The sequence below is a fragment of the Microcoleus sp. CZ3-B2 genome (assembly GCF_036705055.1).
Classification (GTDB): domain Bacteria; phylum Cyanobacteriota; class Cyanobacteriia; order Cyanobacteriales; family Microcoleaceae; genus Microcoleus.
This window is the reverse complement of the sequence record NZ_JAUBTN010000041.1, coordinates 35,159-56,481: the sequence shown is the minus strand read 5'-3', so window position 1 is coordinate 56,481 and position 21,323 is coordinate 35,159. Positions and strand designations below refer to the sequence as shown.

Below are 21,323 nucleotides of genomic sequence, written 5' to 3'. Positions count from 1 at the left end.
GTTGTTAGTTGTTAGTTGTTAGTTGTTAGTTGTTAGTTGTTAGTTGTTAGTTGTTAGTTGTTAGTTGTTAGTTGTTATTGGGAATTGAGAATTGGCAATTGGAAATTCGTAGCAAGTAACCAATAACCAATAACCAATAACCAATAACCAATAACCAATAACCAATAACAACTAACAAATAACAACTACTGACAAATTCCCAACAACTACTGACTAATGACTAATGACTACTGACTACTGACTACTGACTACTGACTACTGACTAATGACTACTGCCAACTGCCAACTGCCAACTGACTACCGATCGATCTTGCGCTGAATTTGCCTCAGAGACTGGTACATTTCTGGAAGGCGGTTGTAAATAGCTGCGGCTTTGAGAAATAGTTTGTGGGGAATTGCTGGAGTGCCGGTGACGATCGCGCCTGCGGGTACGTCGTTGTGAATTCCGGCTTTAGCAGTGGCGATCGCCCCATCTCCGATTTTAGCTTGATTGGCAATTCCCACTTGACCTGCCAAAATTACATTGTTGCCAATTTTCACCCCGCCAGCTAAGCCGACGTGGGCTGCAAAGGCGCAGTTTTTACCAATTTGACAGCCGTGACCTATATGTACTAAATTGTCGATTTTTGTATTCTCACCGATGCGGGTTTCTCCGACAGCGGGCCGGTCGATCGTGCTGTTGCAGCCAACTTCAACGCCCTCTTCTAATACCGTGCAGCCAGACTGCTCCATTTTGACCCACCCGGAGGCTGTCGGCACGAACCCAAAACCTTCGCTCCCGATCGCCGCACCGCTGTGAATCACGCAATTTGCCCCGATGCGAGTACGTTCGTGAATCACGCAGTTAGCGTGTAAAACAGTGTTTTCGCCTATTTCCGCATCTGGGTAAATTACGACATTTGGGTGAATGCAAGCGTTGCTGCCAATTTTGACTTTGGCTTGAATTACGCTGTGGGGCCCGATATAAACATTTTCACCAATTTCTGCGGAGGGGTGAACGACGGCTGAGGGATGTATTTCGGATGCTGGGCGAAACGGTTGATAGAAAAGGGCGATGGTTTGAGCAAATAACAATCGGGGATCTGCTGCGGCTATCCAAGCGATGTTGCGATCGCTGCATTGAGCTTGCAGGTTTTCGTCTAAGGGTAAAATTAAGGCGGAAGCGTTTGTAGTGGCTGTATGACGGGCAAATTTAGCTCCTTCTATGTAACCGATCGTACCGGATTCGGCTTCATCGACTGGGGCGGGGCCTGTAATTTCTCGATCGTCCGCGCTGGAGAATTTGAGGCTGTGGTTGTTGGCTAAATTAAGTTTCTCTACTATTTCGCTAAACTTCATAAATCAAAATTTGCTGTTAACACCTAATTCCTCAAGGTGAAAATCATATCATGTTCGATTGTTTGCGATCGGATATGCAAGTCTTAAGTCTTGATTGTCTAAAATTATGCGGACTGAAGTCCGAACCATCGAACCCGGATGCGGAGTGAAGTCTTCGCTGCGAACCTGGGAAGGACTGAACTCCGAACGATCGAACCTGGTTCGATCGCCTTTTTGAAGTAGACGAGCAATGGCGCTCAGCGGCCAACTATCTTTAAATACATCTGCGTCGATCTGTGCTGCATCTGCCTTTCATCTGCGGTTTATATCAAATCCGGTAGCATCGGAATGATTCAGATATATATTCTCGGACTCTGTGTACTCTGTGTACTAATAAGGTTAAATCACCTGACGATGCAAGCGGAAACGATATTACGCATCGATCCAAGATTTATGCAATAGCTGCTCTAGTTTATCCGCGCCAACGGAAAAGGGAGCCGATCGTCTCTTGCTCCCACTAAGTCTCAAAAAGCTGCACGCCATTGAGTTATTTTTGTCAACTATTGAACGGAAACTGCATCTACATCAACGGTGCTCGCTGTAGTGTCCGAGGGGCTGCCGGTGGCTTGGGATGCTGAGGCTGTCTCTGTTTGGCGGGATTTAAAGTAGTCGGTAGCCATTTGGGATAGTTCCGAAATCAGCAATACTGCGATCGCCAAGTCGTCAATTTGTCCGATTACGGGGAGAAAATCGGGCGCAATGTCGATCGGGCTGACTAGATATGCCAACGTTCCCAGAATAATCCACCAGCGGTACTTGGGGTTGCGGAGCGTGTCGCGATACCAGTTGTAAACAGATTGTATAGAAAAGTTCATGTGGTTGTCCTCTCGTTATATTTTCAATCTTGACAAATTATCGCTCGAAACGCTTGTGGAGATATCCCCCCTAAGATTGGGAAGAGACTTCTACCTGGGAGTATAGGGAATTGGGGAGGGACAATTTGTGAATCTGTGTCGGAAAGGCGGGGACTCTTGACAACCCCCCTACAGAAACCTGACAGATGAAAGGCGATGGCATGAATCTGTGTTTATGTGCGTTGATCTGCTGTTCAAACAAATCTTCATCTATTAGTTGTATATCGTGATTAAAGCAAGTTACTTAGATTGGGATTTTTAAACAGCAGATTTCAACAGATAAACACAGATGAACGCTGATGAGATTTATCTGTGTTTATCTGCTGTTTAAACAAATCTTCATATCTTTCAATCACGAATCTTGAAACACCCATTTTTGGTCGCCGATCGCAATTTCGCAACCGTTCGCTAACCAAAAAGGGTCGTTAGCAGCCAGCCTCTGTCCGCCCACAAAAGTGCCGTTGGAACTGCCGCTATCGACAAGTTGATATCGCTGTTTGCCAACTTCGTCAGTGGCCCGGCGAATCTGGGCGTGGTAGCGCGAACTTTGCGGATCTTGCAATACTAAAGTGTTAGTTGGTTCGCGTCCAATTGTAAAAGGATTTGCCGTTAAACCGATCGCCTGTCCCGAAAACTTGTAGATTAAATATGCGGTGTTTTTGCGATCGCTGCTGGCGAGTACCGTCGGTGCAAGTGAAGGTGAATTCCTCGCAGGTGGGAGACTGTTTTGGGCGAGTTGTTCTGTCAGTTGTTGCAAATCGCGATCGAATGCTGCTGCTGTGTCAGAAGCTGGAAGACTCGCGGGAGAATGACCTGAAATTAAGTTTAACTGCTGTACTGGCGCTTGAGGCGCGATCGGGCGGCCCGCTTCGGCAATTCTCATTTGCAGGGCGGCGGTATTTTCTGCTTCTTGTCGAGCACTCATTCCCTCAACTTGGCGAATAACTCCGTTGGTTTCGGGAAAGCTGACATCGCCAATTCGCACGTCTTCTAAGTTAAAGCCTAGGGTATAAAAATCTTGGACGCGATCGAGCAAATTTTGGCGCAGCAACAGCCGGCCTTGGGTGATAAGCTGTTGTAGGGGTATTTGCCCGATCGCTAATCCCATACAATCCTTAACTGCACTTGCTAAAACAGCTAGAGGATCGGACAATTCTAAAGCTACTCGTTTCGGATCTATAACTTGATAAATAACAGTCAGAGTCGCATCAATTAAAAATCTATCCTTAGACAAAAAATCTCCGTGCGACTGTACATCTAAATTGCGGAGTTTGGTGTCTACGATGACAATTTGACACTGTTCCAGCAGGGGAAGGGCGAAGCTGAAATGCCGCCCGGATTTCAGGGTACGCACGGCGCGGCCGTTTTTGACCAACAGCCCCGTGTAACCCGCCCCGATAAAGTCCATACTAAACCCGGCCCAGCGTTCGGGTGTGACGGTTTGAATTAGGGGAGAGGCGTTGTTCATGACAGGGAGTTGAGGGAGGTTTGATTCTATTTTTAGGGTAACAAATTGCTGGCGGCGAGCGATCGGGCGGTGTGCCGGTTTCGCAACCTCTATTCTATACTTCTAGACTCCCCGTGATTCAGCCCGGACTGGAGCTCGTTTGTATCTAGTTGGTGGTTAGTTGGTGGTTAGGGCGATCGAAATACTGTTCGTAGGGTGCCCCGGAGGCTAAAAACCTGTTGAAATCGAAATACTCAATTTCTGACGCACCCTATAAGTTGATTTAACTGTGACTATTTGTGCTAATCTTAAAGAGATTCAAGATTACCAAGAAGTGTATAATACGGAAGAAAATGCCAGTATTTAGTAGAATTTCCTAATAACCAATCTCGTGAATAAGTTAGGGCTATTTTGAAAGAAGATAAAATTTTAGTTCTGCATTATGAACTCGCAGTTGCCTAAATAATCTTGAGAATTAAAATTACTTAACCATACCGCACAGGAATCAGTGCCATGTCCATTTCCAAACCTGAAAAGCCACAATATTTAAAACTGATTAATTCCTCCGAAATTCAAATGCGATCCATCGCCTAAAGTTTAGATACTTTAATTCCAGGGCTATACATTTGGCTGGGTGCGATCTAAATTTGGATTGGGGTAGCGAGCCCGAAAAAAGTTATCCGGGGACAATTCATAGCGCAATAGGTATTGCTTTAGTATTCCCTGGCTACCGCATCTACAGCACTTATCAAGGTAGCTATGACTCTTGATAAGCATTGGATATTGACGGTATCTCTCAAATTACGGTAAAAACTTTGCCATCCACAGAATTTGAGTTACTTCTATTGAAAGCAGGTTACGGTAAAATGGGTACGGGTACGGCTCAGGGAAATCGTATGAAAGTCTGGTGGACTCATTCTACTTTTAGACGGATTGAAGCTATTTACAGTGCTGATGGAATAGTTGCTATTACTGCCATGTTTAGAGTTGTAGTTAAACAAACCCAGAAGTTTTTATTGACTCTTTTGATAAGAGAGGGCGATCGGACTTTGGGAAAATAAGGGCGATCGCACTTTGGGAAAAAGAAACAATTACACTACACTCAAAGCATTATGAAACGGCTTTAAGGTATTGTGTTACAGGCTTCAAATCGATATCATCGTTGGAAGTCAGTATTTTAAATAAATGACGCGGGATGCCGGCTGCAATCAAAGCTTCTAGATCGCGATCGAGCTTTAATCAGTCCTCATCGATGCCGACTTGCCTGACTTACGCAAGATAGTTGCATAGGCTCTTACCTTGAGATTCTCGAATTTTCATAAGTTTTCCTCACTGAAAGTATCAGCTAAACAGGGATTTGGGATCGGAGACGGGCGATCGCTCTTTGAGAAAAAAGGGCGAGGGCTCTTTGGGTTATTTGGGGAATAAGGGAGTGAGTGCAGCTCAATTTATCTTTGATGCACTATTTAGCTTATAATCTAATGATGAGCAATCGCTATATAACTTGATGTCATTAGTTCAAAATACTGAGTCTGGTCAATACTATGTCGGCAAAAGCGAAAAGATTCTGAGAAGTCCTGCCCTCAGCCAGCACTGTGGCAAGGTACAGCTTATCATGACATCCCCACCTTTTCCACTCAACAGCAAAAAGAGCTACGGCAACATGATGGGTGATGAATACCTCCAGTGGTTTTCTAGTTTAGCTCCAATCTTTGCGGAAATGTTAGCCGATGATGGTTCTATAGTTATTGAACTAGGCAATAGCTGGGAGCCATCACGTCCTGTCCAATCCCTACTACCTTTGCAATCTCTATTAGGCTTCGTATCTCATAAGGAAACAGAACTTCGCTTAATTCAAGAGTTTGTCTGTTACAACCCATCTCGACTTCCCTCACCAGCACACTGGGTCACAGTGAAGCGAATTAGAACCGTAGATAGCTATACTCGCCTCTGGTGGATGGCCAAGAGCGATTCACCAAAAGCAGACAATTCTAAAGTTTTGCGTCCTTACAGCGAGCGCATGAAATATCTACTTTCTACTGGTCGATATAACGCGGGGAAAAGACCGTCTCAGCACAAGATTGGCGAAAAAAGCTTTCTCAAGGACTGCGGAGGTTCGATCGCTCACAACTTATTTGAATTAGAGCCGATGGATTCTGAACGGGAAGTTCGCTTGCCCAAAAATGCTTTCTCCTTTTCCAACAGCACTTCTAGTGATTTCCTTTCACAAACTTGTAAGGAAAGAGGAATCACTCCTCATCCAGCTCGAATGCCAATGGGTCTAGCTGCTTTTTTCATTGAATTTCTGACAGAACCAGGAGATTTAGTTCTAGATCCTTTTGCTGGAAGCAATACCACCGGATATATGGCCGCTAGACTCGATCGTAAGTGGCTAGCCATAGACGCAGAGGAAAAATATGTAGAACAGTCAAAAATTCGTTTTGAAGATCCTGCCCTTAAAAACAAACCTGAATAACACTATGAGTATCATCACAAAACTGACACAATCCAACTTTTTTCAACGTAAGACAGACGGAAATTGGGATACCGGAATCTTTGTTGGTCGCCCTTTTCGACTTAGCTATAATAAAGCAGAAATTTTATTAGCTGACGCTTGGAAGCAAAACGCTAAAGGTATTCCTCAAGGCTGCTTTCTTCTTGCTTACTATGATAACGAACTGGATGACAAAAATAATACTGAAGCTGTTTTACTCCGAGTCATTCAGCCAGCTAAACTGCCAACCGATCAGGACGTTATTAGCAGTATGGTGGAATATTACAAAGATGATATTAAGACAGGTACGACTAAACGCTCTCAGCTAGATACATTCACTCGTTATGAATTCTCTTTTAGTGGATTAGAATGTTCTGTTCTAGGCTCTTTTTACGCTGACGAAAATGGTAAAACTCGTTTTGGTGCTGACTTAGAGAATTTCTACAGTGCCCATAATTACTCGGTGATTAAACCCTCATCGGATATCTTAAAAGCAATTGTCAACTATCGAGAAAATGGAACTCCGGGAGGATCGGGAGATATTAAGATTGGAAAAGTGCGCTATAGTTCCAGCCGCCGATTTCAGCAAACTGAAGAAGAAATCCCTGTCTATGTTCAAGCTCCAGACTTTGCTGGAAAGAGAACCGCCCTTTTTGGTATGACTCGAACAGGTAAATCAAACACAGTTAAAAAAATTATTCAAGCCTGTGTTGAGATGAGCAATAATGCACCACTGGTACTAGACCAAAGCCGGGAAACTCCAGAGGAAGTTCTTAAACCTCTGACTGATGGTAACAGCCCCAAGTATCCAATTGGACAGCTCATCTTTGATATAAATGGTGAGTATGCTAACCCGAATCTACAGGATCGGGGAACTGCAATTTTTGATTTATACGAAGACCACACGATTCGATACTCCACTGTACCCAAGCCTGGCTTCTTAGAAATGAAGGTGAACTTTTACCGGGAAATTGAAAACGGATTCGAGCTGATAAAAGCCTACCCAACTATTGCAGATGATACATCTCGTTTTGTGACAAATTTTAAATCAGTAGAGCTGATAAAACCTGAAGACTATAATACTAACCACTCCGCTAAAGCACGTTACGATCGCCAAGTGGCAGTCTATCTCTGTTGCCTACACCGAGCAGGTTTTGCTCTTCCCGCCAACTTTCCTCTAGTACGTTTCACTGCTAGTCAAGATGTTCGTAATGCTGTTCAGGAATCTGTTGACCCAAGCAAAGGAATAACTATTGAAAATGCGGCTAACTGGTGGGAAAATCTTTGGGATATTTATGATCAAGATTCGACTGGTGTTTTTAACAAATACAGACAGGATAAAGGACATGAATGGGCTGATGAAGACCTCAAAGCCTTATTAGTAATGCTTACTCGGAAAAGCAACTCTGGTAGAAACGCTAACTGTGCAGGATTTCGTATTCTCAATCCTATTCGCGACCAGCATACCAGCACTTCTCAAGACCCGTTTGATCAAGACATTCTCAATAAACTGCGACGAGGAAAGATTATCATTGTTGATCTTTCTATTGGCAATCCTCAAATTCAGGCAATGTTCAGTGAGCGAATCTGTCAGCGTATTTTCACTGATGCTATTAGCCGTTTTACGAATACTAAGCCCAATAACTTCATTCAATTTTACTTTGAAGAAGCTCACAATCTCTTCCCCAAAAAAGATGATAAAGATTTGTCACAAATCTATAACAGGCTAGCAAAGGAAGGAGCCAAACTCAACCTCGGTCTCATCTATGCAACTCAGGAGGTAAGCTCTATCAGTAGTAACATTCTCAAAGCTACTCAAAACTGGTTTATCTCTCATTTGAACAATGAAGATGAAATTAAGGAACTACGCAAATACTATGATTTTAGTGACTTTACCGAGAGTTTAATCCGCTTTAGCCAAGATACAGATAAGGGTTTTGTCCGCATGAAAACCTACAGTAACTCTTTTGTTATTCCAGTCCAGATCGATCGCTTCCCCCCTGAAAATTAACTTACCTAATACTAATCTCTCAAAATTATGGGATATCCAAGTAAAAACAACCGACGACCCTTTGAAGGGGCAAGCAAGGCTTCGCATCATCATATCATTAACGATGCAGAAGTACAAGCTGTAATGGATCGCCTTTATAAGCCTGAAAAAGATGATGATCTTCTGCTAACAGATTTTACTGTAGATTTTGACCATTCTCAAGATAATCCTGTAGAGGCAATTATTGCTGTAGATGGCGGTTACAGTGAGGTTATTCTCGACAAGGGATTTCCTTCAAATACCATACACTTTCTACAGTTCGGTGCTCTCTTTTTTAAGCTGGACGAGCTTGCCAAAATTGATGCAGCAGCCTTTATTGCACCAGAAGATATGGCAAAGCTCAGAAATATTGAACGATTAAAACTAGCTCTGCCAACCAGAAATCTTCGCTTTAAGGATGAAAATACTCTCGAAGGTAGTGTTCTTAAAGCTATCTTTGAGTTTTTTAGCAAAAATAATCTAGGAGAAAAGCATAGCTTAATAGATACTCTAGCATGGTTTATATTCCGTCGCTATAAGCAAGGACAGAGAACCGAAAAAGATAAGAGATGGAATTTGGCAACTAACCCGTTAAGTCAAGACGGAAATCAAGTTGTCTTGTCAGAGATAGATATGGACAGAAGTTATACATTTTCCTGTCCAGAAACAGGAGGAATAATTCATTTAACTGATATCTTTAGGCTTCATGAAGTGATTGAAGAGGAAACAGGAGCTGCTGGAATTTTAGGTTATTTATTGAATGTTATCGAACATATAATTATCATTCATCTGATTCGTCAATTGCTGAATATTCAACCAGAGATGCTAAAGAAAGTCCTTTTTATCAAAGATGGACCGACAGGATTTTTTGGTCAAACCGCTCTACTACATGACCCAATGAATGATTTGGTTAATTGGCTTTTCGATAAGCACAATATTTTATTAGCTGGCTTAGAAAAAAGTGGTGCTTTTGTCGATCATGCCCAAGAAATTCAGAACAAGTTAGAGCCGGGACAAGCACTTATTCTAACTGACGATTACATCTATCGATACATTTTGCCAGGTACAGGAGATCCTAGCCGAGCTTATGCTTCTACAAGCAACTACGGACATAAAGTCATTTTTAAGACAAGAGGAGGACAAATGTATGTTGTTTCGATGCCTGTGCGGGAACTGAAGAAAACACCCAGCGCTGCTGATTTACCCAACTTGCAGATAATATTGAAAAACGTCGAAGCTCTACACTGCGATATGTATGATTCAGCTCTTTTCCCTGTAGCTCTTGTCAACAAACTGGTTAGTCTTTCGGCTCACCCCAGTCAGCGAATTCTTCAGAAGTTCGCCAATCAGACTGTTAACAAGTAAATCTAGTAGAAAATGGAGGCTAAATATGGATAGACACTCAAGAGGATAGAAAAACTTAAGGGTGACACCTTGAAAGCCGATCGCCAGATCGAGAGTACAACTGACTAAAAAGGAATATACTCAACAGCATTCATCCATTCATCAGATTCCGAAGCTAAAGCAATCAGTTCCAAATCCTTAACAAATTGTCCTATCGTACCGCCTAGCTGATGTCCAAATATCAAACCAGCAAACAGTCTTTCCTGATGCTGCCAATCTTGAGCCATTGCCTTAAAAAGGATATCTTGAGTAAACAATACTCTCCCTAACCGAGTGGCACGTTCCAAAAGTTCGTCATCCGGCAATTCTGTCGCACCATCTTCGATCGCAGTCAAAACATCCACGCCACGACGGCGCAACTGTTCAGTAATTGCTTGCGGAATGTGAACGTCCATGTACAGAGCGATCGCCACTTACAACAACCCCTTAGCACGCATTCTCACGAAAAATGGTGAAGGCGAAAGCAGAGATTTTTCCTGTTGTACCTGCTCCCATTCCGTCCGAATCTCCTGCTCAATTTCAGCTTGAAAGTCGAAGTAATAAGCCATTGCTGCATGAGCCTCCGACTGCATCAAATAAGGATGCTGGCGGCACATCTCTTCCACTGACCAACCGTAAGCTAGATAATCCATGACAATCTGAGCAACCCGCACGCGGGGTATCCGGTGCAACCGTGCGGGTTGACCCGCTACTTTCTTGATATGAGGATAAATTAAAGCTGATGTCATTGCTTTTTGGATCTATCTCTACAGGACATTAGCACAAATAGTATTATAACAGTCAGCAAAATTCACAAGAATTAAACAAAGCGATCGCACCTCAACAAACCAATCTAACTGAAGGGCGATCGGCCCTAACCCAAACCACAAATACCTAATCTTCATCCCCTATGTTACAGTTATTACAGTATTTGATTCTCAACAAACCCGATGACCATCAAACCGATTCGGTGGGTTGGTGCTGCCCGGGAAGAAATCCAATCTCTTCCTGAAGAAGCCCGAAAAGATGCTGGTTTTGCACTTTGGACTATCCAGCAGGGCATACCACCATCAGATTTTAAACCCATGTCGATAGTAGGCAAAGGCGTTGAAGAAATTCGGATTCGGACAGAAGATGCCTATCGGGTATTCTATATTGCTAGATTTGAAGAAGCTATTTACGTTCTCCATGCGTTCCAGAAAAAAACCCAGAAGACAGCCCAGAAAAATCTCGAAGTTGGACAGAAACGCTACCAACAACTTTTACAAAATCGTTTGAATTTAAGAGAGTCTGAACAATGAGCAAAAATACCATTACCCAAGCGGCTGATAATATCTTTCTCGACCTCGGATTTTCAGCCCAAGAAGCTGATAACTTACTAATCCGATCGCAACTGATGCTAGCCCTGCAAAATCAGATTAAACATCGCGGTTGGACAATCGACCAAACGGCTCAACATCTCAAACAGTCAAGCGACGAAATCAAAGCTTTGACTCAAGGTAAAATTGGGCAGTTCTCCGTTGACACCCTGATTATAATGCTCAACCAAGTAGGCATGACTGTCAAAGTCGAAATTTGCCCCAAGGTAGCTTAGGGCGATCGCCCTTTCATTCCCAAAACCGATCGCCCTTTCATTCACCTCACCAAAAACGCCGCACACTCCACATGAGAAGTCTGAGGAAAGAAATCCGCCGGCTGCACCCGCGCTAACTTATAATCCCCATTTTCGCACAAAATCTTCAGGTCGCGAGCCAAAGTCGCAGGCTTGCAGCTAACATACACAATCCGATTTGGCTTGATTTCCTTAATTGTTTCCAACACCGCGCGATCGCACCCTTTACGCGGCGGATCTAACAACACAATATCCGGTATCAATCCCAAAGCAGGCAGTAAACTCTCTACAGTTCCCACCTGAAAATCGACATTTTTCACATCATTTAATTCAGCATTTAGCTTAGCTTGCTCGATCGCCGCAGGTTGCACTTCTAAACCGATCGCTATTTTGACTTGTTTGGCCAGCGGTAAAGTAAAAGTCCCAATGCCGCAGTAAGCGTCAACCAAAACCTCATTTCCCTGCAAATTTAATTCCCCGACAATCACCTGCAACAGTCCTTCGGCCGCCTCAGTATTTACCTGGAAAAAAGTATCTGCCCTTAGTTGAAAGTTCAAGCCAGCAAATTTTTCTCGCAGATCGGACTGACCGGCAATGCAGCGAGTTTCCGCACCAAAAATTACATTAGTTTGAGCTGAATTCACATTCAAACAAACACCTACAAGTTGAGGATAGTGTTTCAGCCACTCAGCCGCTTGTGCTTCAATTCCCGGCAAGTCTCCCGTGCGAACTATTAAAGTTAGCAGCATTTCCCCGGTGCGCCGTCCGATTCGCAGAGACAAATGACGCAATTCTCCTGTATGTTTCTTTTCATCGTAGACCGGCCAATCTCTCCAGTGTATGTCTTCTTTGACTTCTTTTAATAACGGATTGAGGCGCGGGTCTTGCACCGGACACTGATTGAGATTGACTAATTTGTGCGTGCTTTTTTGATAGTAACCTGCTTGCACTTGACCTGTGGCAGAAATTGCTACCGGATAAGTTGCTTTGTTGCGGTATCCCAAAAATTGGGGAAATCCTTCGATTTTTCCCGTTAATATTTCATCGACTTGCAGATTGCTAAATCCGCCAATCCGTTCTAAGGCTTGAATAATTTGATTCTGCTTGGCTGCAAGCTGGTATTCATAGTCTACGTGCTGCCACTGACAGCCGCCGCACTTATCTGCGACAATGCAATTGGCTCGGATGCGGTGTTCGGATGCTTCCAGAAGTGTGTCCAGCTTACCTGTAGCATAGGTGGATTTGACTTGCACGAGGCGCGCTAGGATGCGATCGCCCGTCACGGTATCGGGAACAAACACCACGAGTTCGCCAAAGCGGCCAACGCCGTCGCCGGTGTCTGTCAAGTCGGTAATTTCTATCTCAACCAGTTGACCTTGCTGACAAGGGTTGGCCACTTTCGTCGAGTTGCGCGTGGAAAATTTAGATTTGGTCATTAACAAATACCTGAGTAGTTTTGGAAGCCGTTAGAAGCAGTCGTGGTAAAATTTCAGATAGTAACGCACGATCGCTGTCTCAGATTGAAGTAAGCCATCGCACTCAAGCTCAATTGCAGAGTGTATTCCTGCTTCCGAGCCCCGGCTGCTGTAACGCCGGTAGATTGCCCTCGATCGAACCTGTGCGATATGCTATTAGGGCCAAGCAGACAAAACTCGTCAAACAGTCTAAATGTCTGCCGGCATTCAAACTCTCAATCGCAGTTTTTGAATTTTTCCCACAGTACCTTGGGACACAAGGAAACTGGCTTAGTCACTAAGCATAACGCTTACTGAGATTTACCGCCTACTTCTAAGATTGATAAATGTTAGCAGCAAGGTAAGTATCCTCAGTAGGAATCTCATCTTAAAAAGATGGGAATGTCAATGAATGTTTTTCTCAAATATCCTCAAATTTGAATAACAATGAGCGTAGTTAGCCAATTAATTCTCCAAGCCGATGACGAACTTCGTTATCCCAGTACCGGCGAACTCAAAAGCATCAATGATTTTTTTAAGACGGGAGAACAGCGGGTGCGTATTGCTACTGCGCTGTCTGACAGTGAGAAAAAAATTGTTGAAGAAGCTAGCAAAAAACTCTGGAAAAAACGCCCTGATTTTATCTCTCCCGGTGGTAATGCTTACGGCCAGCGCGAACGGGCTTTGTGTCTGCGCGACTACGGCTGGTACTTGCGCCTGATTACCTACGGTATCTTGGCCGGTGACAAAGAGCCGATCGAAAGTATTGGTTTAATTGGCGTTCGGGAAATGTACAATTCTCTGGGCGTTCCTGTTCCTGGCATGGTGGAAGCTATCCGCTGTTTGAAGGAAGCTGCTTTGGCTTTGCTAAATCAAGATGATGCTAAGGAAGCTGCTCCTTATTTTGATTATATCGCTCAAGCGATGTCTTAATTGCTTTGGCGATCGAAATCGCGATCGATGTAGCGGATCGTTTGCGGGTGATTTTTGGGGTGATTTTATCTCGCAATTGCTCGCAAATGTTTCGCTTTTGTTTTTGCAGAAGTCATTAGTCATTAGTCATTAGTCATTAGTCATTAGTCATTAGTCATTAGTCATTAGTCATTAGTCATTAGTCATTAGTGCTATCGCCTCCGAGCTTTCCGTCCAACGTCATCAGGAAGAAGGAAGATGGAAGAAAGAATCGAACGCAATGGTTTGATGAGCAATTAACAGCGTCTTCACCGTTGGGCGCGGTTGCTATTGTTAGGAAATCTGCCTGATTTCTGCTACGAAGCAATGCTGTTTGAGCTTTCCCACATTTCGAGAACCTCTTGTTTTTCAATACACATTTGATTTAAAAAGTCAAGGGTTTTTTGAAGGTATTGTTTTTTGAATTTCCGGGTGTCGTACTGAATCGAAGTTTTGAGCTGTGAAAGTTGCGAAAGGGTGGGGCAAGTTTGGATTTGGTGGGCGATCGCATTTTGCCACTCTTCCAGCCTGCGGTACGAGATAAATAGTCCGCCTTTGTCTCGCCGATGCACAAACACCACGAAAGCCCAGGATTCGACTCGCTTAATCAGATTTTGGTTGATTTTGAGGAATTGGGCGATCGACCTGACGGTGATGCGGAGCTTTTTCGAGGGTTGGATGCGGCGAAACAGTGCTGTCATGGCTGTCTATTTATCTTTATTCCAACATTGTAACACAATATGCTCGATTTGCAAACTTAAAAAATGAAACTAGAAAGTCAGGCGTGATAGCTTAGCTTTATGCAGATAGGTGATGACTGATGGTTGTAGCAGAAGCTAAGCGAGAAAAAGAATACTTGAGACGGAGATTTACTGATACCGGCCTGCGGCGGTTGGGTAAATTCCTGCGATCGTGGCGGGAAGCTAGGGGGTGGAGCGTTCACGAACTGAGCGAAAAGACCAAGCAGCATGAGGCTCAATTTTATAATCTAGGGGGAGAGCCTTTGCCGAAAGTTTTGGGGGTCAGCATTGCAGGCATTTCGAGAATCGAAAATGGCTATTACAACAAGCCTGCACCCGATCTTTTGTGGCTGTTCCTCGATGTTCTCGAACCAGTTCACCCGGTTGAAAAGCGGTTGCTTACTCTAGAAGACTTACTTTTGGTCGGAACTGAATTTTGGGACCCAAACGTCGAGGCGTAGGATTGACATAATAGTTAAATTGGATCTGTAAAATGCCGGGATTTCTTGACTTTAAGGCTGTCGTCGATCGGGAAAAACTGCGCCCTGTGCGATTTACGGATACAGGACGCGGTAGATTGGGCAAACTTCTGAAAGCAGCTAGAGAGATTCGGGGCTGGTCAATTATTGAAACAGAAATGGTCACAAAAGAATATGAGGCCGCTCTGTTTCGGACAGCAGGAGATCCTGTACCAAAAGATGTCGGTATTAGTAATGCTACTGTTAGTCGCTACGAACGCGGGAAGTTAGAAAGTTTGGATTGGCGATCGCTCTCTCTGCTATGCTTTGTCCTCAAGCCGATCGATCCGGTGACAGCGGAAGCGCTAGAACTCACAAACGCGCTTTACATTGCGTGCGAACATCCGCCGTACAACGATGCGAAGCTTTACGACTAAATTACCTCTCGCCCTTTTGTTTCGCCAGCATTGCCTTAGCTTGCTGCCACAAAGCATCTAACTCTTCGGGCGGATAATCCGACAAAGGTCGATCGCACGCAGCCTCAACTTTAGCAAACCGCTGCACGAAGCGATCGCTCGTTCCGTGCAAAGCAGCCGACGCATCTAAATTGTACCAGCGAGCCAATTGAATCAACACAAACATAATATCTCCCAATTCCGACTCCTGCGCCGCCCGATCCTCGTGTTTTAGAGCGTGTTCAAATTCTGCCATTTCCTCATGAAACTTATCCCAAACACCGTCTACATTGTCCCAATCAAAACTCACTTCCGCAGCTTTTTGAGAGATTTTTGCCGCAGCGGCGATGGGAGGCAAAGTGCTAGCATAACGGCTCATTTTCGAGGCTAAGGTTGGTGGCTTTTCCGAATTTGTGCCTTTTTCTGCCGCTTTGATTTTTTCCCAGTTTTCGTTAACTTCATCCACGCTGTTAACTTCTACATCCCCGAAAACGTGGGGATGTCGCCGAATCAGTTTTTCGGTAATTCCCCCAGCGATTTCGGCGAAGGTAAATTGATGGGATTCGCTGGCAATTTGAGCTTGCAGAATTACCTGCAACAGCAAGTCGCCCAATTCTTCGACGATCGCCTCTTTCTCTCCTTTGCGAATCGCGTCGGCGGTTTCATAGGCTTCTTCGATGATGTGAGGAATTAGGGTTTCGGGAGTTTGGGCTAAATCCCAAGGACATCCGCCGTCGGGCGATCGCAACGCGGCCACAACTTCTATCAAGTTTTCGAGTGCAGCGAGCGATCGGCTGTGGGAATTAGACATTAAAATTTACCTTAAGTAGAAGGAAGTTCGGCAACGAGCAATGTACGGTATGTAACGGATGTAACGGATGTAAGTCCGTCGGAAGACGGAAGACGGAAGTTCGGCAACGAGCAATGTACGGGATGTCACGGATGTCACGGATGTCACGGATGTAAGTCCGTCGGAAGACGGAAGATGGAAGATGGAAGAAAGAAGACGGAAGATGGAAGATGGAAGACGGAAGACAGCAAGCTTGAGCGCTAGCCATATTTTACGTTTAATCTATAAGTGGATTTACTTGTTCACCTGTTAGATTTGCTAGATGTGCGACGGGGAGCTTTGATTTTTCGCCTCTTAATTGTCTTGGGAGAGCGCAGCCCGCTCAATCCTTTCTTTTTGAATCTTTTGTAAGCCGAGCCGCCCCAATCGCTCAAATAGTGGCTCATCGCGCCCAATTCGAGACCGATGTAAACTGCTAAAATTTCGATGTAGTGTTCCGAGATCGATCGCCCGTAACCCAAAACCGCTGACTGCCAATTCCCGGCTAAATTTCCAATTTTTTCCGCAATTACCAATCCCAACACTCCGAAAACCGCGATCCAAATCGCGAGATACAAGATTCGCAAAGCAGTGCCGATTAGGGGCCCGTGGGACAAAAAAGAGCGGTGGCGCAAGCTTTTTTGGTAGGGGAGCCAAATCGGCTTGAACCATCCCCAGCGCTGATACTGGCAGGAGTAGATATCCAAGTCGGGGCCAAACATCAGCCCGCCGAATAAAAAGCTGCCGGAAACGAGCAAAGTCAGGTTGCTGCTCTGAGTCTGGCCAAAGGTGAGGGCTGCCACCAAGGGCAAACTCCATAGAGTGATTCGATCGTGCGTGCGGCCAGAGGGCATTGAAAGTTTATGATTTTTTTAGTTGATCTTTCTGGGATACTGTGATATGATAAATCCCTGTAAGCGCAATTGGGCGATTAGCTCAGTGGTAGAGCGCCTGCTTTACACGCAGGATGCCGTAGGTTCAAATCCTACATCGCCCATACCCAATTGAAAAGAAGATAAAACGGCGGTTGAAACCCGGTTTACAGAAACTTTGGTTCGCGAATCGACGGCTCGCCGAACATTGAGTTTCGGTGTAAAGAGAGTAATGTAATTTTTAAGGGCGATCGCATTCAACCCACAGCAGGTGGGTTTTGTTGTTATAAACGCAGTTTCAACAGCCCTGTCTTTTGTATTAAAGTGAATTTAACATTTTGTGGCAGATGTCCCAGAATTTAGTACGCAATGCAGGAAAATTAATTTATAAATTTTTTTAGAACGATGTATATGAAGCCTAAGATAACTAGCCCGATCGCCTGGAAGCAAGCTGAACTTCTCATGCAGCCCGCCATGATCCGAGTCCTCGACAACATCCGCAAACAATTAGAGGAGTCCCCTTGGACGGGAACTTATCAAAACGTGGAGGTTCCAATTCCCGGCTATCAACTAATTTTAGAGCATCAAGGCGAGCAAAAATCCGTCGATATTTGGGAACTTTGCTATCAAATCTGCTTTGTCAACTACCCGCCAGCCCACACTCCCATGCAAAGCCAAGAAGTTGTAATTGATACTAGCTTGATTGAAGAAGACACAGGCGATGTAGATTGGAATCGTCTTGATACCAAAGCCAGCCAATTAATACAAGAAATCTTCGCTAATTTGAGTCAGTAGTCAGTAGTCATTAGTCATTAGTCAGTAGTCAGTAGTCAGTAGTCAGTAGTCATTAGTCATTAGTCAGTAGTCATTAGTCAGTAGTCAACAGTTAACAGTTAACAGTTAACAGTTAACAGTTAACAGCCAACAGCCAACAGCCAACAGTTAACAGTCAACAGTCAACAATTAACAAAATCTTATGATTCAAGAATTGCACGACATTCAAGCCGCAGCCGGCGCTACATTTGCAGAATTAACAACCGCAGAAACAGTCCCAGTCAGTTTTGGTAACGACGCAGCCGCCATCGCAGCAACGAAACAAGGTGCGGCTTTGTACGATCGCACTCACTGGGGACGCATTCAAATCTCCGATAGCGATCGCCTGCGGTTCCTGCACAATCAAAGCACCAATAACTTTAACATACTCAAACCCGGTCAAGGTTGCGACACCGTTTTCCTCACATCCACCGCCCGGACGATCGACCTCGCCACCGCCTATGCTACAGAAGATGCTGTACTGCTGCTAGTTTCAGCCAACCGCCGCCGCCAACTCCTCGAATTGCTCGATCGCTACATTTTCCCAATGGATCGCGTAGAATTAACAGATTTAACCGATACAACAATCGCTTTCAGTCTCCTCGGCCCGGAAAGCACTCAACTATTAGAAAAACTCGGAGTTAGCGAACTGGAAAATCAACCCTACGCTACTCACAAAACGATCGAAAATTCCCCTCTTTCTCCCCCTTACCAAGAGGGAGAAAGAGGAGGCGTTCGAGTTGCTGTTGGTAGCGGTTTAGCCACTCCCGGATACACATTAATTGCGCCAGCCAGCGATGCAGCCCACTTGTGGAAAGCATTAGTCAAAGCTGGGGCCGTACCGATGGGCGATCGCGTGTGGGAACAACTGCGAATCGAACAAGGCCGCCCCGCCCCCGATTTTGAACTCACCGACGATTACAACCCCCTAGAAGCACGTTTGTCAAACACCATTTCCTACGACAAAGGTTGCTACATCGGTCAAGAAACAATTGCCAGATTGAACACCTACAAAGGAGTAAAACAGGAACTTTGGGGCGTGGAATTGAGCGGCGCAGTTGCACCCGGAACAATCATCACAATCGCAGAAGAAAAAGTCGGCAAACTCACCAGTTTTGTGCAAACCGAATCCGGTTTTTTTGGTCTTGCTTACATCCGCACAAAAGCGGGCGGCCCGGGGCTAAAAGTGCAGCTAGGAGAAATTGCCGGAGAAGTAGTCAATATACCTTTTTTAAGTTTGTAAGCTGTTGACTGTTGACTGTTGACTGTTGGCTGTTTGAATAATGCCGATTTAACCGGAAATGATATTAATTCCCCATTCCGAGAAACTTGAGTTAAATGATTACATATTCATCGCTCAAAACAGCTTGACTCACCTGCGGTTCCGGCTCTACAGCATCGCTGTAATTAGTTTCAATATGCTTGATGAAACTTTCCCGATAAGCTTTGAGATACGAGTTAACTTGTTCGATATCCTGCTCTCCTGTCGCGTAATGACTATCTCTTCTAAAGCGCCCAGATTCTTTGACAAAAGCCATGTCTACTTGCCACAATGCTGCATCAATCGGACGATATCCCAAATCAACAATATCGTAAGCTGCGAATCCTTGGGACTTCATAAAACTCATGACATCATACATTTGACCAAATAAAGTAACTTCAATAATTACATATTCAGTCTGCTGCAAAATTTCCGTTGCTCCCGCTAAAACATCTAATTCCTGTCCGTCTACATCCACTTTAATTAAATACGGGCCTGGTAAATTTCTTTCTCTGCATATTCCGTCCAGCGTAATTGCAGGTATGTTTCTCAAATAAGGATTGCTGCTGTCGGTAACGCGATTTTCTGAAATTGAAGAGTGCAGCATATCGGGACTGACATTGAGGGTGAAAACTCCCGATTTTTTGGTGGCTGCAGCAATAATATATTCTGCACTTGGGAGTTTCCGGCAAATTTTGGCGAGATAAGGTTCATTTTCGGCGATGGGTTCAATTAGTAAGTGTCGCGAATTCGGAAAGGTTTCGTAGAGGTTAAAAGTTCCCAATGCGGCACCGACATCTATCACTGTTTGGGGTTCAAAACCTAAGTTTTTAGCCAGCAACAAGCTGCCTGACATGGTGTTTCTAGGAACTCCTGTTTCTTGTGTGTTCATAATTCTTTTCCTGATTTTAATAAGATGCAGAAAATTGATATTGTATCCGGTAAATAGAGGCATAGCCTCGCCTCTGGTGCATTACCAGGTTCTTCCTGGTAACGAGGAATTATTTAATATTTTCGCAACCAACGGCTTCGGAAATTGAATTAAATCCTTTTTCATCTAATTTTTGCAGCAAACCTTCCAAAATTCGGCGCACCATCCAAGGGCCTTCGTACACCCAACCTGTGTAGACTTGAATTAAACTCGCGCCGGCGGCGATTTTTTCCCAAGCATCGTGGGCGGTGAAAATGCCGCCAACTCCTATTATGGGTAGTTCGCCTTTTGTATATTGCCAGATAAATCGGATGATTTCTGTCGATCGCCCCCGCACTGGTATTCCACTAATTCCGCCGGCTTCTTCGGCGATTGGTTTGCCGGTTTCTGGCAATATTTGGGTTTTCAATCCGTCGCGCCGGATGGTGGTGTTTGTGGCGATAATTCCTGCTAGTTGGTAGGTTTTGGCGATGTCGAGGATTGATGCGATATCCTCCATCTCCAAATCCGGCGCAATTTTGACTAAAATTGGCTTGATTCCCCGGTTTTCTTGTTGCAAAATTTCCAAAATTGTGCTGAGTCCCGCAGCATCTTGGAGCGATCGCAATCCAGGCGTATTTGGAGATGAAACGTTGACTACAAAATAATCCCCCCAATCTTTGAGCAGCTTAAAACTCTCCAAATAATCGGCGGCTGCCTGCTCTAACGGTGTTACCTTAGATTTACCGAGATTGATGCCGATGGGGTAAGGGGACTGAGGCATGGAACGCGAGGCCTCGGATTTTGACTGTTTCTGGGAAGCCTCAAACCGGGCGGCCATTGCTGCGGCTCCTTGATTGTTAAAGCCCATGCGGTTGAGGGCTGCGCTGTCAGCCTCTAAGCGAAACAAGCGAGGTTGGGGGTTTCCCGGCTGCGCTTGGCTGGTGACTGTACCCATTTCGGCAAAGCCAAAGCCAAAATTTGCCCAAATGTCTGCTGCTTGGCCGTTTTTATCAAATCCGGCGGCCAAGCCGACAGGGTTTTTGAAGCTTATTCCCCACTTCGATTGTTCGAGGCGAGAATCTTGCACTCCCAAAGATTTTTGCAATCGCCAGAGCATTTGGCTGGTTGCTGGGTTTGACTGGGTTCTGGCTGCGAGTTCGAGAATTTGGAGAGTGCGGTTGTGCAGCCACTCGGCGTCGGTTTTCAATACGGAAAACAACAGCGGGCGCACGCTAGATTGATATATATCCAATGACTTGTCCTGGGGCACTTGACAAATGAGAAATTAGAAGGGAAATAAAAATATTCAAAAGCCGACGACAATGAAGCGAAGATTTTTACTTCAACTTCCATCGACTTTATCTAATGTTTGAGATTGAAT

At 44.7% G+C, this 21,323-nt stretch carries 22 protein-coding genes and 1 tRNA gene; 12 read left to right on the top strand and 11 right to left on the bottom strand.

Annotation, left to right across the window (positions count from 1 at the left end):
* Positions 1-297: 297 nt before the first annotated feature.
* The 3 genes from lpxD to QUA97_RS18480 form a co-directional block, all read right to left on the bottom strand.
* Positions 298-1,338: a UDP-3-O-(3-hydroxymyristoyl)glucosamine N-acyltransferase gene (gene lpxD / locus QUA97_RS18490; RefSeq protein WP_333195509.1), complete on the bottom strand. Its 1,041-nt coding sequence runs from the start codon at positions 1,336-1,338 to the stop codon at positions 298-300.
* A gap of 539 nt (positions 1,339-1,877) precedes the next feature.
* Entirely contained in the window at positions 1,878-2,192 is a 315-nt protein-coding gene (locus QUA97_RS18485; RefSeq protein WP_333195508.1) for a YkvA family protein, read from the bottom strand.
* Positions 2,193-2,583: 391 nt separating this feature from the next.
* A complete protein-coding gene (locus QUA97_RS18480; RefSeq protein WP_333195507.1) occupies positions 2,584-3,699 on the bottom strand; it encodes an SPFH domain-containing protein in 1,116 nt (371 codons plus the stop codon).
* A gap of 794 nt (positions 3,700-4,493) precedes the next feature.
* Here QUA97_RS18480 and QUA97_RS18475 point away from each other — a divergent pair.
* The 4 genes from QUA97_RS18475 (at position 4,494) to QUA97_RS18460 (ending at position 9,566) form a co-directional block, all read left to right on the top strand.
* Positions 4,494-4,739: a hypothetical protein gene (locus QUA97_RS18475; RefSeq protein ID WP_333195506.1), complete on the top strand. Its 246-nt coding sequence runs from the start codon at positions 4,494-4,496 to the stop codon at positions 4,737-4,739.
* Positions 4,740-5,185: 446 nt separating this feature from the next.
* A complete protein-coding gene (locus QUA97_RS18470; RefSeq protein WP_333195505.1) occupies positions 5,186-6,154 on the top strand; it encodes a DNA-methyltransferase in 969 nt (322 codons plus the stop codon).
* A gap of 4 nt (positions 6,155-6,158) precedes the next feature.
* Complete coding sequence (locus tag QUA97_RS18465) at positions 6,159-8,183, top strand: ATP-binding protein (protein WP_333195504.1); 2,025 nt, start codon at positions 6,159-6,161, stop codon at positions 8,181-8,183.
* Positions 8,184-8,210: 27 nt separating this feature from the next.
* Positions 8,211-9,566 carry a hypothetical protein gene (locus tag QUA97_RS18460; RefSeq protein ID WP_333195503.1) on the top strand — a complete coding sequence of 452 codons (1,356 nt, stop codon included), beginning with the start codon at positions 8,211-8,213 and terminating at the stop codon, positions 9,564-9,566.
* Between the two features lie 104 nt (positions 9,567-9,670).
* Here the strand turns inward: QUA97_RS18460 and QUA97_RS18455 are convergent, their stop codons facing one another.
* Together QUA97_RS18455 and QUA97_RS18450 are read right to left on the bottom strand one after the other, a co-directional pair.
* Positions 9,671-10,018 carry a DUF5615 family PIN-like protein gene (locus QUA97_RS18455; protein ID WP_333195502.1) on the bottom strand — a complete coding sequence of 116 codons (348 nt, stop codon included), beginning with the start codon at positions 10,016-10,018 and terminating at the stop codon, positions 9,671-9,673.
* Positions 10,019-10,333, bottom strand: a complete 315-nt coding sequence (locus QUA97_RS18450; protein WP_194066169.1) for a DUF433 domain-containing protein — start codon at positions 10,331-10,333, stop codon at positions 10,019-10,021.
* 201 nt (positions 10,334-10,534) lie between these two features.
* On the opposite strand from QUA97_RS18450, the gene QUA97_RS18445 reads away from it, so the two are divergent.
* Together QUA97_RS18445 and QUA97_RS18440 are read left to right on the top strand one after the other, a co-directional pair.
* Complete coding sequence (locus tag QUA97_RS18445; protein WP_333195501.1) at positions 10,535-10,885, top strand: type II toxin-antitoxin system RelE/ParE family toxin; 351 nt, start codon at positions 10,535-10,537, stop codon at positions 10,883-10,885.
* Positions 10,882-11,178, top strand: coding sequence for a helix-turn-helix domain-containing protein (locus QUA97_RS18440; protein ID WP_194066167.1), 297 nt, complete (start codon positions 10,882-10,884; stop codon positions 11,176-11,178). The genes QUA97_RS18445 and QUA97_RS18440 overlap by 4 nt, the downstream gene beginning before the upstream one ends.
* A gap of 41 nt (positions 11,179-11,219) precedes the next feature.
* On the opposite strand, the gene rlmD is transcribed toward QUA97_RS18440, so the two are convergent.
* Complete coding sequence (rlmD, locus tag QUA97_RS18435) at positions 11,220-12,632, bottom strand: 23S rRNA (uracil(1939)-C(5))-methyltransferase RlmD (RefSeq protein ID WP_333195500.1); 1,413 nt, start codon at positions 12,630-12,632, stop codon at positions 11,220-11,222.
* A gap of 465 nt (positions 12,633-13,097) precedes the next feature.
* Between rlmD and QUA97_RS18430 the strand changes: the two genes are divergently transcribed.
* Positions 13,098-13,583, top strand: coding sequence for an allophycocyanin subunit alpha-B (locus QUA97_RS18430; protein WP_333195499.1), 486 nt, complete (start codon positions 13,098-13,100; stop codon positions 13,581-13,583).
* 335 nt (positions 13,584-13,918) lie between these two features.
* Here the strand turns inward: QUA97_RS18430 and QUA97_RS18425 are convergent, their stop codons facing one another.
* Positions 13,919-14,302: a hypothetical protein gene (locus QUA97_RS18425; RefSeq protein WP_333195498.1), complete on the bottom strand. Its 384-nt coding sequence runs from the start codon at positions 14,300-14,302 to the stop codon at positions 13,919-13,921.
* 119 nt (positions 14,303-14,421) lie between these two features.
* On the opposite strand from QUA97_RS18425, the gene QUA97_RS18420 reads away from it, so the two are divergent.
* Complete coding sequence (locus QUA97_RS18420; RefSeq protein WP_194011258.1) at positions 14,422-14,802, top strand: helix-turn-helix domain-containing protein; 381 nt, start codon at positions 14,422-14,424, stop codon at positions 14,800-14,802.
* 32 nt (positions 14,803-14,834) lie between these two features.
* Entirely contained in the window at positions 14,835-15,236 is a 402-nt protein-coding gene (locus tag QUA97_RS18415) for a helix-turn-helix transcriptional regulator (protein ID WP_333195497.1), read from the top strand.
* Position 15,237: 1 nt separating this feature from the next.
* Here QUA97_RS18415 and mazG read toward each other — a convergent pair whose 3' ends face one another.
* Positions 15,238-16,065, bottom strand: coding sequence for a nucleoside triphosphate pyrophosphohydrolase (mazG, locus tag QUA97_RS18410; RefSeq protein ID WP_194066163.1), 828 nt, complete (start codon positions 16,063-16,065; stop codon positions 15,238-15,240).
* Positions 16,066-16,346: 281 nt separating this feature from the next.
* Complete coding sequence (locus tag QUA97_RS18405) at positions 16,347-16,937, bottom strand: metal-binding protein (RefSeq protein WP_333195494.1); 591 nt, start codon at positions 16,935-16,937, stop codon at positions 16,347-16,349.
* Between the two features lie 71 nt (positions 16,938-17,008).
* Here QUA97_RS18405 and QUA97_RS18400 point away from each other — a divergent pair.
* The 3 genes from QUA97_RS18400 to ygfZ all read left to right on the top strand — a co-directional run bounded on the left by QUA97_RS18400 (position 17,009) and on the right by ygfZ (position 19,011).
* Positions 17,009-17,080 (top strand) — tRNA-Val (locus tag QUA97_RS18400).
* A 286-nt stretch (positions 17,081-17,366) separates the two neighbouring features.
* Entirely contained in the window at positions 17,367-17,750 is a 384-nt protein-coding gene (locus tag QUA97_RS18395) for a hypothetical protein (protein ID WP_194066161.1), read from the top strand.
* 181 nt (positions 17,751-17,931) lie between these two features.
* Entirely contained in the window at positions 17,932-19,011 is a 1,080-nt protein-coding gene (gene ygfZ, locus QUA97_RS18390) for a CAF17-like 4Fe-4S cluster assembly/insertion protein YgfZ (RefSeq protein ID WP_333195493.1), read from the top strand.
* A 91-nt stretch (positions 19,012-19,102) separates the two neighbouring features.
* Here ygfZ and QUA97_RS18385 read toward each other — a convergent pair whose 3' ends face one another.
* Together QUA97_RS18385 and QUA97_RS18380 are read right to left on the bottom strand one after the other, a co-directional pair.
* Entirely contained in the window at positions 19,103-19,921 is an 819-nt protein-coding gene (locus QUA97_RS18385) for an FkbM family methyltransferase (RefSeq protein WP_194066159.1), read from the bottom strand.
* A gap of 109 nt (positions 19,922-20,030) precedes the next feature.
* A complete protein-coding gene (locus tag QUA97_RS18380; RefSeq protein ID WP_194066158.1) occupies positions 20,031-21,194 on the bottom strand; it encodes a quinone-dependent dihydroorotate dehydrogenase in 1,164 nt (387 codons plus the stop codon).
* Positions 21,195-21,323 lie beyond the last annotated feature (129 nt).

Bases quoted from the DNA above. Each gene is read 5' to 3' on its own strand.
- QUA97_RS18420 (WP_194011258.1), top strand. From the start codon at position 14,422: ATGGTTGTAGCAGAAGCTAAGCGAGAAAAAGAATACTTGAGACGGAGA.
- QUA97_RS18460 (WP_333195503.1), top strand. From the start codon at position 8,211: ATGGGATATCCAAGTAAAAACAACCGACGACCCTTTGAAGGGGCAAGC.
- QUA97_RS18425 (WP_333195498.1), bottom strand. From the start codon at position 14,302: ATGACAGCACTGTTTCGCCGCATCCAACCCTCGAAAAAGCTCCGCATC.
- QUA97_RS18405 (WP_333195494.1), bottom strand. From the start codon at position 16,937: ATGCCCTCTGGCCGCACGCACGATCGAATCACTCTATGGAGTTTGCCC.
- QUA97_RS18440 (WP_194066167.1), top strand. From the start codon at position 10,882: ATGAGCAAAAATACCATTACCCAAGCGGCTGATAATATCTTTCTCGAC.
- ygfZ (WP_333195493.1), top strand. From the start codon at position 17,932: ATGATTCAAGAATTGCACGACATTCAAGCCGCAGCCGGCGCTACATTT.
- mazG (WP_194066163.1), bottom strand. From the start codon at position 16,065: ATGTCTAATTCCCACAGCCGATCGCTCGCTGCACTCGAAAACTTGATA.
- QUA97_RS18445 (WP_333195501.1), top strand. From the start codon at position 10,535: ATGACCATCAAACCGATTCGGTGGGTTGGTGCTGCCCGGGAAGAAATC.
- lpxD (WP_333195509.1), bottom strand. From the start codon at position 1,338: ATGAAGTTTAGCGAAATAGTAGAGAAACTTAATTTAGCCAACAACCAC.
- QUA97_RS18485 (WP_333195508.1), bottom strand. From the start codon at position 2,192: ATGAACTTTTCTATACAATCTGTTTACAACTGGTATCGCGACACGCTC.
- QUA97_RS18465 (WP_333195504.1), top strand. From the start codon at position 6,159: ATGAGTATCATCACAAAACTGACACAATCCAACTTTTTTCAACGTAAG.
- QUA97_RS18385 (WP_194066159.1), bottom strand. From the start codon at position 19,921: ATGAACACACAAGAAACAGGAGTTCCTAGAAACACCATGTCAGGCAGC.
- QUA97_RS18430 (WP_333195499.1), top strand. From the start codon at position 13,098: ATGAGCGTAGTTAGCCAATTAATTCTCCAAGCCGATGACGAACTTCGT.
- rlmD (WP_333195500.1), bottom strand. From the start codon at position 12,632: ATGACCAAATCTAAATTTTCCACGCGCAACTCGACGAAAGTGGCCAAC.
- QUA97_RS18470 (WP_333195505.1), top strand. From the start codon at position 5,186: ATGTCATTAGTTCAAAATACTGAGTCTGGTCAATACTATGTCGGCAAA.
- QUA97_RS18480 (WP_333195507.1), bottom strand. From the start codon at position 3,699: ATGAACAACGCCTCTCCCCTAATTCAAACCGTCACACCCGAACGCTGG.
- QUA97_RS18395 (WP_194066161.1), top strand. From the start codon at position 17,367: ATGAAGCCTAAGATAACTAGCCCGATCGCCTGGAAGCAAGCTGAACTT.
- QUA97_RS18450 (WP_194066169.1), bottom strand. From the start codon at position 10,333: ATGACATCAGCTTTAATTTATCCTCATATCAAGAAAGTAGCGGGTCAA.
- QUA97_RS18415 (WP_333195497.1), top strand. From the start codon at position 14,835: ATGCCGGGATTTCTTGACTTTAAGGCTGTCGTCGATCGGGAAAAACTG.